The organism is Mesorhizobium sp. WSM4833 (genome assembly GCF_055811095.1).
In genome coordinates, this window is record NZ_JBVVQG010000012.1 from 44,638 (window position 1) to 58,225 (window position 13,588).

Annotated in this window: 12 protein-coding genes; 1 reads left to right on the plus strand and 11 read right to left on the minus strand. The window is 64.3% G+C overall.

All coding sequences use genetic code 11. The annotated features are described in order from the left end of the window. Nucleotides 1–98 precede the first annotated feature (98 nt). The 6 genes from AC0L2D_RS23175 to AC0L2D_RS23200 all read right to left on the minus strand — a co-directional run bounded on the left by AC0L2D_RS23175 (nucleotide 99) and on the right by AC0L2D_RS23200 (nucleotide 5,911). Nucleotides 99–806 (minus strand): hypothetical protein, encoded by a 708-nt coding sequence (locus AC0L2D_RS23175; RefSeq protein ID WP_013528937.1) that lies wholly within the window; start codon nucleotides 804–806, stop codon nucleotides 99–101. A gap of 301 nt (nucleotides 807–1,107) precedes the next feature. Continuing rightward, nucleotides 1,108–1,869: an SDR family NAD(P)-dependent oxidoreductase gene (locus AC0L2D_RS23180; RefSeq protein WP_064992591.1), complete on the minus strand. Its 762-nt coding sequence runs from the start codon at nucleotides 1,867–1,869 to the stop codon at nucleotides 1,108–1,110. Nucleotides 1,870–1,879: 10 nt separating this feature from the next. Beyond that, the gene (locus tag AC0L2D_RS23185) at nucleotides 1,880–2,692 is read right to left on the minus strand and encodes an ABC transporter permease (protein ID WP_024504751.1); all 813 of its coding nucleotides are present in this window, start codon (nucleotides 2,690–2,692) and stop codon (nucleotides 1,880–1,882) included. Continuing rightward, nucleotides 2,692–3,555, minus strand: coding sequence for an ABC transporter permease (locus AC0L2D_RS23190; RefSeq protein WP_064992592.1), 864 nt, complete (start codon nucleotides 3,553–3,555; stop codon nucleotides 2,692–2,694). Before AC0L2D_RS23190 ends, AC0L2D_RS23185 begins: the two co-directional genes overlap by 1 nt. Nucleotides 3,556–3,630: 75 nt before the next feature. Then, entirely contained in the window at nucleotides 3,631–4,794 is a 1,164-nt protein-coding gene (locus AC0L2D_RS23195) for an ABC transporter substrate-binding protein (RefSeq protein ID WP_024504752.1), read from the minus strand. Further along, nucleotides 4,775–5,911 (minus strand): ABC transporter ATP-binding protein, encoded by a 1,137-nt coding sequence (locus AC0L2D_RS23200; RefSeq protein WP_127367392.1) that lies wholly within the window; start codon nucleotides 5,909–5,911, stop codon nucleotides 4,775–4,777. Before AC0L2D_RS23200 ends, AC0L2D_RS23195 begins: the two co-directional genes overlap by 20 nt. Nucleotides 5,912–6,024: 113 nt before the next feature. On the opposite strand from AC0L2D_RS23200, the gene AC0L2D_RS23205 reads away from it, so the two are divergent. Then, entirely contained in the window at nucleotides 6,025–6,831 is an 807-nt protein-coding gene (locus AC0L2D_RS23205; protein WP_473542569.1) for a response regulator transcription factor, read from the plus strand. Nucleotides 6,832–6,836: 5 nt separating this feature from the next. Here the strand turns inward: AC0L2D_RS23205 and AC0L2D_RS23210 are convergent, their stop codons facing one another. The 5 genes from AC0L2D_RS23210 to AC0L2D_RS23230 form a co-directional block, all read right to left on the minus strand. Further along, the gene (locus AC0L2D_RS23210; protein WP_473542571.1) at nucleotides 6,837–8,903 is read right to left on the minus strand and encodes a 3-hydroxyacyl-CoA dehydrogenase NAD-binding domain-containing protein; all 2,067 of its coding nucleotides are present in this window, start codon (nucleotides 8,901–8,903) and stop codon (nucleotides 6,837–6,839) included. 137 nt (nucleotides 8,904–9,040) lie between these two features. After that, nucleotides 9,041–9,988 carry an ABC transporter permease gene (locus tag AC0L2D_RS23215; RefSeq protein WP_013528929.1) on the minus strand — a complete coding sequence of 316 codons (948 nt, stop codon included), beginning with the start codon at nucleotides 9,986–9,988 and terminating at the stop codon, nucleotides 9,041–9,043. Between the two features lie 3 nt (nucleotides 9,989–9,991). Further along, nucleotides 9,992–10,972, minus strand: coding sequence for an ABC transporter permease (locus AC0L2D_RS23220; RefSeq protein WP_164753495.1), 981 nt, complete (start codon nucleotides 10,970–10,972; stop codon nucleotides 9,992–9,994). Between the two features lies 1 nt (nucleotide 10,973). Further along, the gene (locus tag AC0L2D_RS23225; protein WP_473542573.1) at nucleotides 10,974–12,443 is read right to left on the minus strand and encodes a sugar ABC transporter ATP-binding protein; all 1,470 of its coding nucleotides are present in this window, start codon (nucleotides 12,441–12,443) and stop codon (nucleotides 10,974–10,976) included. Nucleotides 12,444–12,492: 49 nt separating this feature from the next. Continuing rightward, nucleotides 12,493–13,506, minus strand: coding sequence for an ABC transporter substrate-binding protein (locus AC0L2D_RS23230; RefSeq protein ID WP_224618919.1), 1,014 nt, complete (start codon nucleotides 13,504–13,506; stop codon nucleotides 12,493–12,495). Between the last annotated feature and the right edge of the window lie 82 nt (nucleotides 13,507–13,588).

Here is a 13,588-nt window from a genome sequence, read left to right on the forward strand (position 1 = left end):
GGATAGCCAGCCCGACCATGAGCGGGAAAAGGCAATGCCGCCGAGTGAAACCCGCGGCATTGCCTTTGACTGACCACTACCGTTTCGGCGGCGGTTCGTTACGGCGTCGTTTCCGTCTGCATCGCGGCAGCCGTCTGGTCGATCTTGCCGGCAAGGACGTCTTGAGCCCAGGACGTGACCGCAGCGTCGACGGGCTTGTTGGCCATATCCGCCAATGCCGCGTCGAGCGATGCATCATCGGTGCCGACCGCGGCCGCAGCAGCAGCAGCGTTGTCGGCAGCGACCTCGGCCTGCAGAGCAGCTATCTTCCCAGGCAGGGCCGCCTGATCTTCGGGCGACATCGCGGCAATCTGATCGGGTGTCAGGGACGTCAGCGCATCCAGCTTAGCCTGTGCTGCGTCGGCGGCGGCCTGAGCGACCTTGGCTTTGGCGGACTGCGTCACGAATGCCTGAAGGGCGGCGAATTTCTTGCTCTTCGAGTTCATATAGGCATTGATGTTGCGCTTCAGCGAGCTCACCCGGCCAAGCTTGGCGTGGATGTTCTTGCCTTTGGGCACGGACGAGACCTTGGTGGTCTTGTCGACCGTGGTGTCGTCCGCTTTGGCCACCTGGCCGGGGGCCGACGACGACTTGCCGTGCGAAGCGCCGCTCTTGCCATTGCCGCCGTTGCCATTGCTACCGCCGTTGCCGTGCCCGTTGCCTCCGGCATTGCCACCGCCACCGCCGTGCCCATTGCCGGCGAGCGCCGGAGATGCCAGGAGCGCCAATGCAGCAAGCGCCGCCAGCAGAGTTTTCCGGTTTGTCATGGTAATCTCCTCGGGAATCGTCGCCCTGGCCCGACCGCTAAGCGACCGTCCTATGAGGAATTGCTAATAGTGCAGAGTAAACTTTAGACAAATGCTGTCTCAATACGCGATCTGGCACCCGGCCAGAAACTTAACCGACTGATATCAAACACAAATTCACGCTCTTGGACGGCCATGGCACTGAAGTCCCATGCCGGCAGGACTATAGTCCTGCCGGCATGCAGCGGCATGGGTGAAAGTCTTTGCGTGGTATATCGGACAAGCTTTGAAAACAGGGGAGTTGATAGCGAAAGCAAAAGGCTCAGCCGATACTTTCACCGCCGTCGATTACCAGCGCCTGGCCGGTCATGAAGGATGAACGGTCGGAGACAAGGAACAGGATCGCTTCGGCGATCTCATCGGCGCTGGCCCAGCGGCCCATCGGGATCTTGGTGCGGACATAGGTTTCGATCGCCCCGCGTCCGCCCATCTGGGCGATGAACGGTTCGTTGAACGGCGTGTCGACCCATCCCGGGCAGAGCGCGTTGACGCGCACATTGTGCCGGGCATAGTCGAGCGACATCTGCCGTGTCATTGCCACCACCGCATGTTTGGAAGTTGCGTAGGCAATCATCTCGCGGTCGTAGAACACGCCCGAATTGGAGGCGGTGTTGAGGATGACCCCGCCGCCCTGCGCGATCATCGAGGGCATGACCTGTCTCGCCGCCAGGAACTGCGCCCGCACATTGACCCGCCACGAGGCATCCATGCCGCCGACCTCCACTTCGGTCAGCGTGCCGCCGATCTGGATGCCGGCGTGATTGTGCAGGATGTCGATGCGCCCATGCCTGTCGAGCGTGCCGGCAATGAGCTGTTCGACCGCCGCATCATCAGCGACATCGGTCGTGATCGCCTCGGCTTGGCCACCGATCGCGCGGATGTCCGAAGCCGTTGCTTCCCCGGCGGCCTGATCCCTGTCGGCGATGACGACCACCGCGCCTTCCCTGCCCATGATCATGGCGCCGGCGCGCCCGATGCCGGAGCCGGCGCCTGTCACCACGGCGATGCGGTCTTTGAGGATCATGATGCGGCTTTCAGTTCGACGGCTTGCGCTGGCGCAACTGCCATTGGGCAAGCACCACAAGCAGCACGGAAGCGACGAGCACGATCGTCGCGATGGCGTTGATCTCCGGCGTCACGCCGCGCCGGATCGACGCGAAGACATAGATCGGCAGCGTCGTCTGCGCGCCGGCGACGAAGAAGGCGATGATGAAATCGTCGAAGGAGAAGGTGAAGGCGAGCAGGAAGCCGGCAACGACCGCCGGCATGATCTGCGGCAGCACGATCGAGCGGAACGTCGTCAACGGCGTCGCGTAGAGATCGCTCGACGCCTCGACCAGATTGCGGTCGAGGCTGCCGAGCCGCGTGCCGACGATCATCGTCACCAGCGCCATCGAGAACAGCCCGTGCGCCGCGATGATCGAACCGTAGCCGAGCGCCAGCCGCGGCGGCTGGTCGTCGGGCCAGATCGAGGCGAGGAACGGATTGACGACGGTGAACAATTGGACGAGCGCGACCAGAGTCGAAATGCCGATGACGACGCCCGGAACGACGATCGCGGCGCCCAGAAGTGCGTCGAAGACCGCGCGGGTCCGCACGCCGACGCGCGCCAGGCCGAGTGCCGCCGCGGTGCCGCACAGCGCCGCCAGCAAGGCGCTGGTGGTGGCGATGAACAGGCTGTTCTTCAGCGCTTCGACCAGGAACGGGTTCGCCAATGCCTTGCCGTACCATTGCACCGAAAAGCCGGTGAACTCGCTGGCATGGTGGCCGGCGTTGAAAGAAAACAGCACCACCAGCGCGATCGGCAGATAGAGGAAAGCGAACACCGCAATGACGAAAGCCCGCATCAGATCAGATCCACCCGGCGCGCGCCCGAAACTCGGGTCGAAATGCGGTTTGCGGCAATCAGCACCACCACCGAGACCAGCACCAGCGTGATGGCGATGGCCGATCCGAACGGCCAGTTGCGCGATTGCAGGAACAGATCGACCAGCGCATTGCCGATGAAGAACACCTTGCCGCCGCCAAGCAGCGTCGGGATCAGATATTCGCCGAGCAGCAGGATCATCACCAGCGAGAAGCCGGTCATGACGCCCGGCAGCGACAGTTTCAGTGTCACGCCGAGGAAGGTCGAAAGCGGTGTCGCGCCGAGATCGGCGGAGGCCTCCAGCAGCCTGCGGTCAAGCCGTTCGAGGCTGACATAGACCGGCAGGATCATCAGCGGCAGGTAGCCATAGACGATGCCGAGCAGCACCGCGCCCGGCGTGTTGATCAGCCTGACATCCTCGATGCCGACAAAGGCGAGCAGCGCCGGAATGCCGCGCCCGCCCAGAATGTACATCCAGGCATAGGTCCGCATCAGCAGGCTGGTCCAGAACGGAATGACGACCAGCGCGAGCAGGATCAGCCGCCAGCGCTGCGGCGCGCGCAAGGCGAGATAGTAGGCAACGGGATAAGCGACGAGAAGGCAGGCGAGCGCTCCCACCGGCGCCAGCACCATCGTGTTCCAGAAGGCGGTCGCCCGCGCCGGAAGATTGGCATATTGCGCCAGCGTAAAGGCGGCCTGATAGCCGCCTTCCGGTGCGCGTTCGCCGACGCTGAACACGGCGATGGCGATGAACGGCAGCACCAGGAACACCACCAGCCACGCTGTCGCCGGACCGAGCAGCATGGCGGTCAGAAAATTCCTACGAAGACGGCTGCCGTGCATGGAAAGATTGCCCCGGTGCCGGCGGGCATAAACCCGCCGGTCAAATTATCTGAGTCGAATTTGAGGCCGCCTGGCTCAGGCCGACTTGAAGCGCGCCATCAGTTCGGCACGGCCGGGGTCGGTCAACGTTGCCGCCGCGCCGAATTCCAGCGGCGTCAACAGGTCGGCTGCCGGATAGAGGATCGGGTTGTCGAGCACCTCCTTGGGCAGCAGCTTGTTGACGCGCGCATCGGTCGACGGCGCACCATTGGCCAAATGCTCCTTCACCGCCACCTGCGGATTCATTAGGTAGTTGAGCAGCGCGTAACCGGCGGGCTTGTTCGGCGCGTCTTTCGGAATGGCATAGAAATCGGTCCAGATCTCGCCGCCTTCCTTGCCCAGCACATAGGCGATCTCGGGAATGTCGCGATGCAGCTGCGCGCCGTCATTCGTCCAGCACATGGTCATCCACGCGTCGCCGGCGCGCATCCCCGGCTGGTAGTCGGAGGAGACCGCGAACAGATGCGGCTTGACCTTCAGCAGCAGCTCCTCCGCCTTGGCCAGTTCGTCCTGCTTGAGCGAATTGAACGAGTAGCCGTAATATTTCAGCGCATTGCCGATCGTGGTCAGCTGGTAGTCATGCACCATGGTACGGCTGTCGCCTTCCGCCATGGCGGTGTCCCAGAACTCCTTCCAGCTGGTCATCGGCTTGGTCAGCTTCTTGGTGTTGACGGCAAAGCCGGTGGTGCCCCAGTTCTTCGGCACGGCGTAGATCGTCCCATCGATCGTGCCCTCCGAGGTGAAGCGCGGATCCTCTTGCGAGCCGTCGAAATTCGGCAGCTTCGCCATCTCCAGCGGCTCGATGATGCCGAGCTTCTTGTAGGTCGAGATCGTGTAATTGGTCGGCACGAACAGGCTCCAGCCCGAGGCCCCGGCCTGCAGCTTGGCCAGCATCTCCTCATTGGAGCCGAACACGTTGACCTCGACGGCGACGCCGGTGTCCTTCTTGAAGTTCTCGAAGGTCGCCGGGTCATGATAGTTCGGCCAGGTGGCGATCGACATGCGATCGCCAAGGCTTTCCGCGGCAAAGGCCGGTGTCGGCATGATGCCGATCTCGCGCGCCATCACCGCAGTGGCAATGCCAAGGCCGGTGAGACCGAGAAAGTCGCGGCGGCCGATCGAGCCGCGCTTCAAACGCATCAGCTGGTCGACGAAATTCTCGGGGCTTATCGGCAGTCCGTCACGATATGATTTCGACATGTTTATCTACCCTCTGGTTGGCCCCGTTGTTCTTGGTCTCCGCAAACGCCAGCGGCGTTCCGGAGGCAAAGCCGATGGCGACGGGTTCACCCGGCTTGAAGAGATTGCCGTGACCGATCAGGTGATCGGCTTTGGCCAGCAGCGTTCCGATGCCCTTGACCTCGATCGCGTATTCCGCCGTCGAGCCCAGGAATATCCGGTTGCGGACGATGCCCTTGAATGGGCCGCTTGCCTGGGCGCCGAGACTGAGCGATTCAGGACGCAGGCTGACCGAAACGACCTCGCCCTGCTGCAAGGCGGTCCGTTTGCGCGCCGCAATGACGGTGCCGTCGGCAAGCGCCACTTCCACCAGATCGCCGGTATGCCCGGCGACGGTACCGCTCAAAAGATTGGTCTTGCCGACGAAATCGGCAACAAACAAGTCGGCCGGTTCGTCATAGATCTCGCTCGGCTGCCCGAGCTGGACGATGCGGCCGCCATTCATGACGCAGACGAAATCGCTCATCGACAGCGCTTCCTCCTGGTCGTGCGTGACCAGCACGAAGGTGATGCCGATCTCGCGCTGCAGGTTCTGCAGCTCGATCTGCATGTCGGTGCGCAGCTTCTTGTCGAGCGCCGCCAGCGGCTCATCGAGCAAGAGCACCGCCGGCTTGTTGACCAGGGCGCGGGCAAGCGCCACACGCTGCTGCTGGCCGCCCGACAGTTCGTGGATCTTGCGGCGGCCATAGCCGGCGAGCCGCACCATTTCGAGCGCCTCGCCCGCCCTTGAGGCGATCTCGCGCGAAGACAGCCTTGGCCGCGCCTGGCGCAGCCCGTAAGCGACATTGTCCTCGACATCGAGATGCGGAAACAGCGCGTATTGCTGGAACACCATGTTGACCGGCCGCCGGTAGGGCGGCGTGCCGGCCATGTCCTGGCCGCGAATGAACACCTGGCCTTCGCTCGGCTGTTCGAAGCCGCCGATCATGCGCAGGCAGGTGGTCTTGCCGCAGCCGGAGGGACCGAGCAGCGCGACAAAGGCGGAGGGCGGGACAGCGAGATCGATGCCGCTGACCGCGGTCACCGCGCCATAGCGCTTGGTGACGCCGCGAAACTCGATGTCGGGCACTGCGGTCAAGGCTGATGGCTCCAGCAACAGGGCAATATCGGAACGCTACCAGAGCCAATGGCGGCTAGTATATACCTCTCAGGTGGTATATCTGGTCTATTTTCTCGTTTAAGGGGGTAGCATTGTCCCGCAGCGACGAATACAGCCGGCTCGCCACGCTCGTCGCGACGACGCGGGAGACCAGCGGCGATCTCTTTGGCCAGGCGCTGGTCGAGTGGCTGCGGCAGCACGTTAGATTCGATCACTGCGTGATCTTCGGCTATCGCGGCGCCTCGCGCCCGCCGCTGCTGTTCGAGACCTTCTCGCCCACCGAGAGCCATGTGTTCGTCGCGCTCTATCAGGAAGGGCCGTATCTGCTCGATCCGTTCCATCACGCTGCGGTCGAGCGCAAGGAAGGGTTCTGGCGCATGCGCGAGCTGGCGCCGGACCGTTTCTATGCCAGCGAGTATTTCCGCTCCTATTACAGCCAGACCAGGCTGGCCGAGGAGGTCGGCTTCTTCGTGCCGCTGCCGGGCAAGGATGCGCTGGTGTTGTCGCTGATGCGGCTGCGCGCTTCAGGCCCTTTCGGCACCGCCGATGCCAGATTGCTGCGCGACATGGCTCCCGCGGTGATCAGCTTCATCAGGTTGCGCTGGCCTGCTCTTCCGGCCGACGAAACGGCGGAAGCGAAGCAGGACGAGACGGCCGCTATGGTCAACGAGTTCGACCGCGCCCATATCTGGCAGAGCCTGTCGCTGACGCCGCGCGAAAAGCATGTCGTCGACCTGGTGTTGCAGGGGCATTCGACGGAGTCGATCGCCCGCGCCATGCGCATCGTGCCGGGAACCGTGAAGGTCCATCGCCGCAACATCTACCGCAAGCTCAAGATCAATTCGCAGGCCGGCCTGTTCGCGCGCTTCGTCGAGATCATCGATGCACGGATCCGGTAGGCTCTCTAACCGCCGGCTTCCCACGACCCGGTCTCGGCCATCCGCTTCAGCAACGGCGCCGGCTTGAACACATCCTTGCCCGTCCGTTGATGCCAGTATTCGAGCCGCTCGATGATCCTGGCCGGACCTTCAAGGCCAACCCAGAACATCGGTCCGCCCTTGCCGATGGGAAAGCCGTAGCCATTGACCCAGACGACATCGATGTCGGACGCACGGGCCGCTATGCCTTCCTCCAGGATCTTGGCGCCCTCGTTGATCAGGGGGTAAAGCGTGCGCTCTACGATTTCCTCCGCACTGATCGCACGCGGTGCGATACCGTTCTCGGCGGCCTTGTCGCGGATCAGCGCTTCAACCTCGGGATCCGGCACTGGCGTGCGCGCGCCAGCCTCATAGAGATAAAAACCCCGGCCGGTCTTCTGGCCGAAGCGTCCTTGTTCGCACAGCGTGTCGGCGATCACGGCTTTCTGGCCGCGTGCCTTGCGGTTGCGCCAGCCAATGTCGAGGCCGGCGAGATCGCCCATCTGGAATGGCCCCATCGGCCAGCCGAAATCGGTGAACACCTGGTCGATCTGGCTGGGCGTTGCGCCTTCCAGAAGAAGCGCTTCCGATTCCGAGCCCCGCGCGGCAAGCATGCGGTTGCCGACGAAGCCGTGGCAGATGCCGACCACGACGGCCACCTTGCCGATCCGCCTCGCCAGGTCGACTGATGTCGCCAGCGCATCGGGCGCGGTCTTCTCGGCGCGCACGATCTCCAAGAGCTTCATGACATTGGCCGGCGAAAAGAAATGCAGGCCGAGCACATCCTGCGGCCGCGAGGTCGAGGCAGCGATTTCGTTGATGTCGAGATAGGAGGTGTTGGTGGCGAGGATCGCGCCGGGCTTGGCCACGGCTTCGAGCTTGCCGAAAACCTCCTTCTTGACCGCCATGTCTTCGAACACCGCCTCGACGATCAGGTCGCAATCGGCGAGATCGGCATAGTCGGTGGAGCCCTTGAACTGGGCGAGCCGCTGTTGCTTGGCGTCCTCGCCGAGCGAACCGCGCCTGACGGACACCGAGTAGTTCCTGTCGATGGTCGCCAAGCCGCGTTGCAGGGCCTCGTGGCTGGTTTCCAGCAAAATCACGGAATAGCCGCCATTGGCGAAGGCCATGGCAATGCCGCCCCCCATCGTACCGGCGCCGATGACGCCGACGCGGGCGATCCTCCGCTTGACGATGTCCTTGCTCGGAAGCTTTGCCGCCTCACGTTCGGCGAAGAACAGATGCCGCTGCGCCCGCGACTGGTCGCTGGCGACCAGTTTGACGAACAGCGCACGCTCTGCCGCCAGCGCCGCATCGAAGGGCAGCGTGACGGCATTGCGCACCGACTGCGCGCAAGCGATCGGCGCCTCGAGCCCGCGCGCTTTCTTGGCAAGATCCGCAGCCTCGGCGTCGAACGCCGCGAGATCGGTCTGCTTGAGACCATCATTGCGATCGCACACCGGCGTGAAGGGACCACCCTTGCGGGCGATTTCCCCAGCGAAGTTCACGGCATGCGTGGTCAGATCGCCTTCGAAGACGGCATCGACGAGACCGGCGGCGTGCGCCTCGGTCGCGCCGATCGGCGCACCTGAGACGATCATCTTCAACGCCTTCACCGCGCCGACAAGGCGCGGCAACCGTACCGTGCCACCGCCACCGGGCAGCAGGCCGAGTTTGACTTCCGGCAGGCCGAGCTTGGCGCCGGCATCGGCAACACGGAAATGGCAGCCCAGCGCCAGCTCCAGCCCGCCGCCGAGCGCGGTGCCGTGGATGGCTGCGACCGTCGGCTTGGCGATGGTTTCCAGCGTCGCCACGATGGCGCGCAGTTCGGGCTGCTGCATCGGCTTGCCGAACTCGGTGATGTCGGCGCCGGCGACAAAGGTCCGGCCGGCGCATGCAATGACGATGGCGGCAACCGACGCATCGTCGCGCAATTCGACCAGCGCCTGCATCAGCGGTTCGCGGACATGGAAGCTCAGCGCGTTGACCGGCGGATTGTCGATGGTGACGACGGCAACGTCGCCGTCGCGGCTGACCTTCACAAAATCGGACACGCAAACCTCCCAGCATTATTCAGCGGCCGTGGCCACGCGAACGGGATTTACAGCGCCATAACGTCGAAGGGAACCGGATGTCGGCCTGGCACAATGATTACAGGCCTTGAAGGTGTCTGGGACGACGAAGGCGGAGACTACCGCAGCGCCTTCTGCCCGCCCGCCGCCGTGATCACCCCGACAATGATCAGCCCCGTCAGCAGCAACCGCACCCCGGCGCTCACCCCAAACGTGTTGAGCATGGTCAAAAGCAGCACCAGGAACAAAGCCGCGCCCCAGACGCCGGGGACATTGGCCTTGCCGCCGGCGACCGACGTGCCGCCAATGACGACGACGGCGATCGAGGCCAGCAGGTATTCGTTGCCGATGTCGACATTGGCGCCGCGGAAATAGCCGGCGAGCAGCGCGCCGTCGATGCCGCCGAGCGCGCCCGACAGAGTGTAGGTGAGGAAGCGAATGCGTCCGACATTGACGCCGGCGAGCCAGGCGGCGCGGATGTTCTGCCCGATCGCCAGCACCGAGCGGCCATAGATCATACGCTGCAGCGCGATGGCCGCGCCGACGGTGAACAATACCGTGAGGATTGCCAGCACCGGAATGCCCAGCACCTGCCAGTTGGCGAAATCGGCGAAGCCCGGCGGCGGCTTGATCTGCAACCCGCGGCCATAGCTGATGTCGATCGACTGGATGATGAAGCTGGCCGATAGCGTGGCGATGATCGGCGGGATGCGCAGCGCCCAGATCAGCAGGTAGTTGGCGGCGCCGATCGCCGCCCCGCAGGCAAGTGCCGCCAAAAGCCCGACCGCGATCATGGAATCGTTGCCGTCCATCACCTTCATCGCGACGGCGCTGGCAAGGCCGATATTGGCCGGCAGCGACAGGTCGACATTGCCTGGTCCCAGCGTGATGACGAACATCTGGCCGACGCCGACAATGACGGTGAATACCGCCAGCGAAAGGGCTGCCGTCACCATGCCACCCCCGCCATAGCCGCCGGTGAAGGCGATCGTCGCCAGCCACACCAGCAAGGCGCCAATGAACGACCAGATCCAGGGTTTGGTAAGCAGCGATCTCACCGATGTCATCGCTCACCTCTCCTTGCGGCTGATCAGCACGCGCGCCGCCAGCACGATGATCAGGATGGCGCCGTTGGCGGCCACCTGCCAGTCCGGCGGGATGTGCATGAAGGTGAGCAGCGGCGAGGCGGCCAGCGCCAGCGTCAGCGCGCCGATCACCGCACCGATCGGCGACACCCGGCCGCCGACGAATTCGCCGCCGCCGAGGATGACGCCGGCGATCGCCAGCAGCGTGTAGCCATTGCCGATATTGGCATCGGCCGAAGTGGTGATGCCGATCAGCGCCATGCCGGACAGCACGCCGAACAGGCCGGCGAGCGCAAACAGCACGATCTTGGTTCGGAGCAGCGACCAGCCGGCGCGACCGAGTGCCGCCGGATTGCCGCCCGAGCCGCGCAGGATCACGCCATAGGAGGTGCGCATCAGGCCAAAATGGACGATAAGGCCGATCAGCAGCGCCGCAATGATCGGGAACGGCACAAAAGGCGGCTTGAACGCCATCAGCCCGAGCAGCCAGTCCGGCGCCTTGCCGCCCGGTTTGGGCAGGACGAGAATCGCGAGCCCCTGCCAGACGAAGCTCATGCCGAGCGTCACCACGATCGAAGGCAAATTGCGCAGATGGATCAGTGCGCCGAGCAGCGCATAGACGCCGATCGATCCGAGCAGGATGGCGGCGCCGAGCAGCGGCGCGTCCTTCAGCCAGGTCGCGGTGACACAGCCGACGAAGCCGACGAAAGTGCCGATCGACAGGTCGAGCTCGTTTCCGGCAATGACGAACATCTGCGCGATCGTCGCCAGCGCGATCGGGATCGCCAGGTTCAGCATCAGGCTGAAGCCGAAATAGCTGATGGCGCGCGGGTTGAGCCAGGCGATGGCGAGCAGCACCAGCGCCAGCGACAGCGCCGGCAGCAGCCCGCGCAGCAGGCGCGCACGGGCCAGCGCGCCACGTTCGGCGGAAGTCCTGGCAGCGGTGTCGAGGCTGGCGGCCGTCATCTCAGGCCGCATCGCCGAAGGAGGACTGGATGATCTTCTCTTCGGTCAACTCGTCGCGACGCAGATTGGCGACGATGCGGCCGTTCTTGAAGACATAGATGTGGTCGCAATTGTCGAGCTCTTCGGTTTCCGTGGTGTACCAGAGGAAGGTACGGCCTCGGGCAGCCTCCTCGCGCACGAGGTCGTAGACCTCCAGCTTGGTGCCGATGTCGACGCCGCGCATCGGGTCGTCCATCAGCACGATCTGTGCATCCGAGCCGAGCGCACGCGCAAACAGCGCCTTCTGCTGGTTGCCGCCCGATAGCGAGAAAATGTTGTTGTTCATATCAGGCGTACGGATGCCGATCTTCTTCTGCCAAAATGCGGCAAGCTCGGCCTCACGCTGCGGCGAGATCAGCAGCCCGCTGCGCAGCCGCGCCAGCGAGCGGATGCCGATGTTCTCAGCAATCGACCATTGCGGAAAGATGCCATCCGACTGGCGGTCGCCGGCGACCAGCGCCACCGGCGCTGTCACCTCGATGCCGGCCCGGGCGCGCGATGCCCCGCTAAAGATCGCCAGCAGCAGGTCTGTCTGGCCATGTCCGGCCAGCCCGGCAAGGCCGATGATCTCCCCGGCGCAGGCGACGAGGTCGGTGCCGTCCTTCTGCGCGGCGGGCCGCGCCCGGACCCTCAGCGGACTGGCGGCGGGCTTGGCGGCAGCGATTTGCGCCGCGATCTTCTGGCGCGCTTCCGCGCCGCCCATCGCCGTCACCAGCCGGTTACGGTCGAAGGCGGTGGCGGCGTCGGCGACAACCACCTTGCCGTCGCGCATCACCACGATGCGGTCGGCGTTGCGCAGCACCTCGCCCAGCACATGCGAGATCAGGATGCAGCTTTTGCCGCCGGCGACGAAGCGGCGCACGAAGGCCAGCAACTGGCCCGCCGTATGCGCGTCGAGCGACGATGTCGGCTCGTCGAGGATGACGAGGTCGAGACGATCCTGCGTGACGGTGAAGGCGCGCGCCACTTCGACCATCTGGCGACGGCCGATCGACAGGTCGCCGACAATGTCCGACGCCGAGATGCTATGACCCGGAAAGATCTCGTCGAGCTTGGCGGCGATCAGCTCGGCCGCCTTGCGCCGCCAGCCGAAGCCATGCAGCGAAGCGTGGTTGATGCGTGTGTTCTCGGCGACGCTGAGATTGGGGCACAGCGACAGCTCCTGGAAGACGCAGCGTATGCCAAGCTGCTGCGCGCGCGACACCGAGTAGTTGTCCTCGATGTCGCCATGCACGCCGATCTGCCCGCTGTCGGGCACCAGCGTGCCCGCCACCATGTGCATCAGCGTCGATTTGCCGGCGCCATTGTGGCCGACGAGCCCGACGCATTCGCCGGGTCCGACGTGAAAATCCACGCCGGCCAGCGCGCGAACGGCGCCGAAATGCTTTTCGGCGCCGTTCAGTCTGATGATGTCAGCGTTACCCCTGGGCATGCTCAACGATACTCGCTTGGCGATACGGACGGCAACGCTTGGCCGACATTCACTTGATGTTGGCTTTGATGGCCGCGATCGCGTCTTCCTGCGTGTATTCGTGGCTGGCGACGCCGCCCTTGGGGATCTTTGGCAGCTCGGCCTCGAAATCGTCCTGGGTGAAGGCCAGATACGGCACCAGCAGGTCATGCGGGATGTCGGTGCGGCCGTCGAGCACCTGCTGCGCCACCCAGAAGGCGAGCGACGACACGCCGGGCGCGATCGACGCCGACCAGGTCTGGTAGCCGTCCTTGTCCTTCTGCTCCTTCCACCACTGCAACTCGTCCTGGCGGTTGCCCATGATGATGGTCGGGCGCGGCTTGCCAGCGGCGGCGAAGGCCTGTGCGGCGCCGTAACCGTCGCCGCCCTGATCGACGACGCCGACGATGTCGGGCAGCGACGGCAGGATGGTCGCCACCGCCTTTTGCGCCGTCGTCTGGTCCCAGTCGCCGGTCACCGAACCGACGATCTTGAACTCGGGATGGGCGGCGACGCCTTCGAGGATGCCGGCATGGATGGCATCATCAATCGAGGTGCCGGCAAGGCCGCGGATTTCAAGCAGATTGCCGCCCTTGGGCTGGAACTTGGCCATCTGCTCGACTTCCTGCTTGCCCATGTCCTTGAAGTCGACGACGACGCGGTAGGCGCAAGGCTCGGTCACGGTGCCATCGAAGGAGACGACGACGATGCCGGCATCGCAGGCCTGCTTGATGGCGCCGTTGAGCGCATCCGGCGAGGCAGCGTTGATGACGATCGCGTCATAGCCCTGCAGGATCAGGTTCTGCACCTGCGCCGCTTGCGTCGGCACCTCCTTGTCGGCGGTGGTGAAGATGTCGGCCGCGCCGACCACCTTGTCGGCGACCGCCTTCTTGGTGACGATGCCATAGCTGTCGAGCATCGCCTGTCGCCAGGAATTGCCGGCATAATTGTTGGAAAAAGCAATCTTCTTGCCACTGGTGTCGGCCAGCGCCGTGCCCGAAGCGAGCATTGCCGCCAGAGCGCCCAGAACGAACAGTTTCTTCATGTCGTTATCCTCCCAGATGTGTTGACTGCTGCATTCCCACCGGCTTTGACCCCGGCCTCACTCCCAACTCTGATTTGAGCAC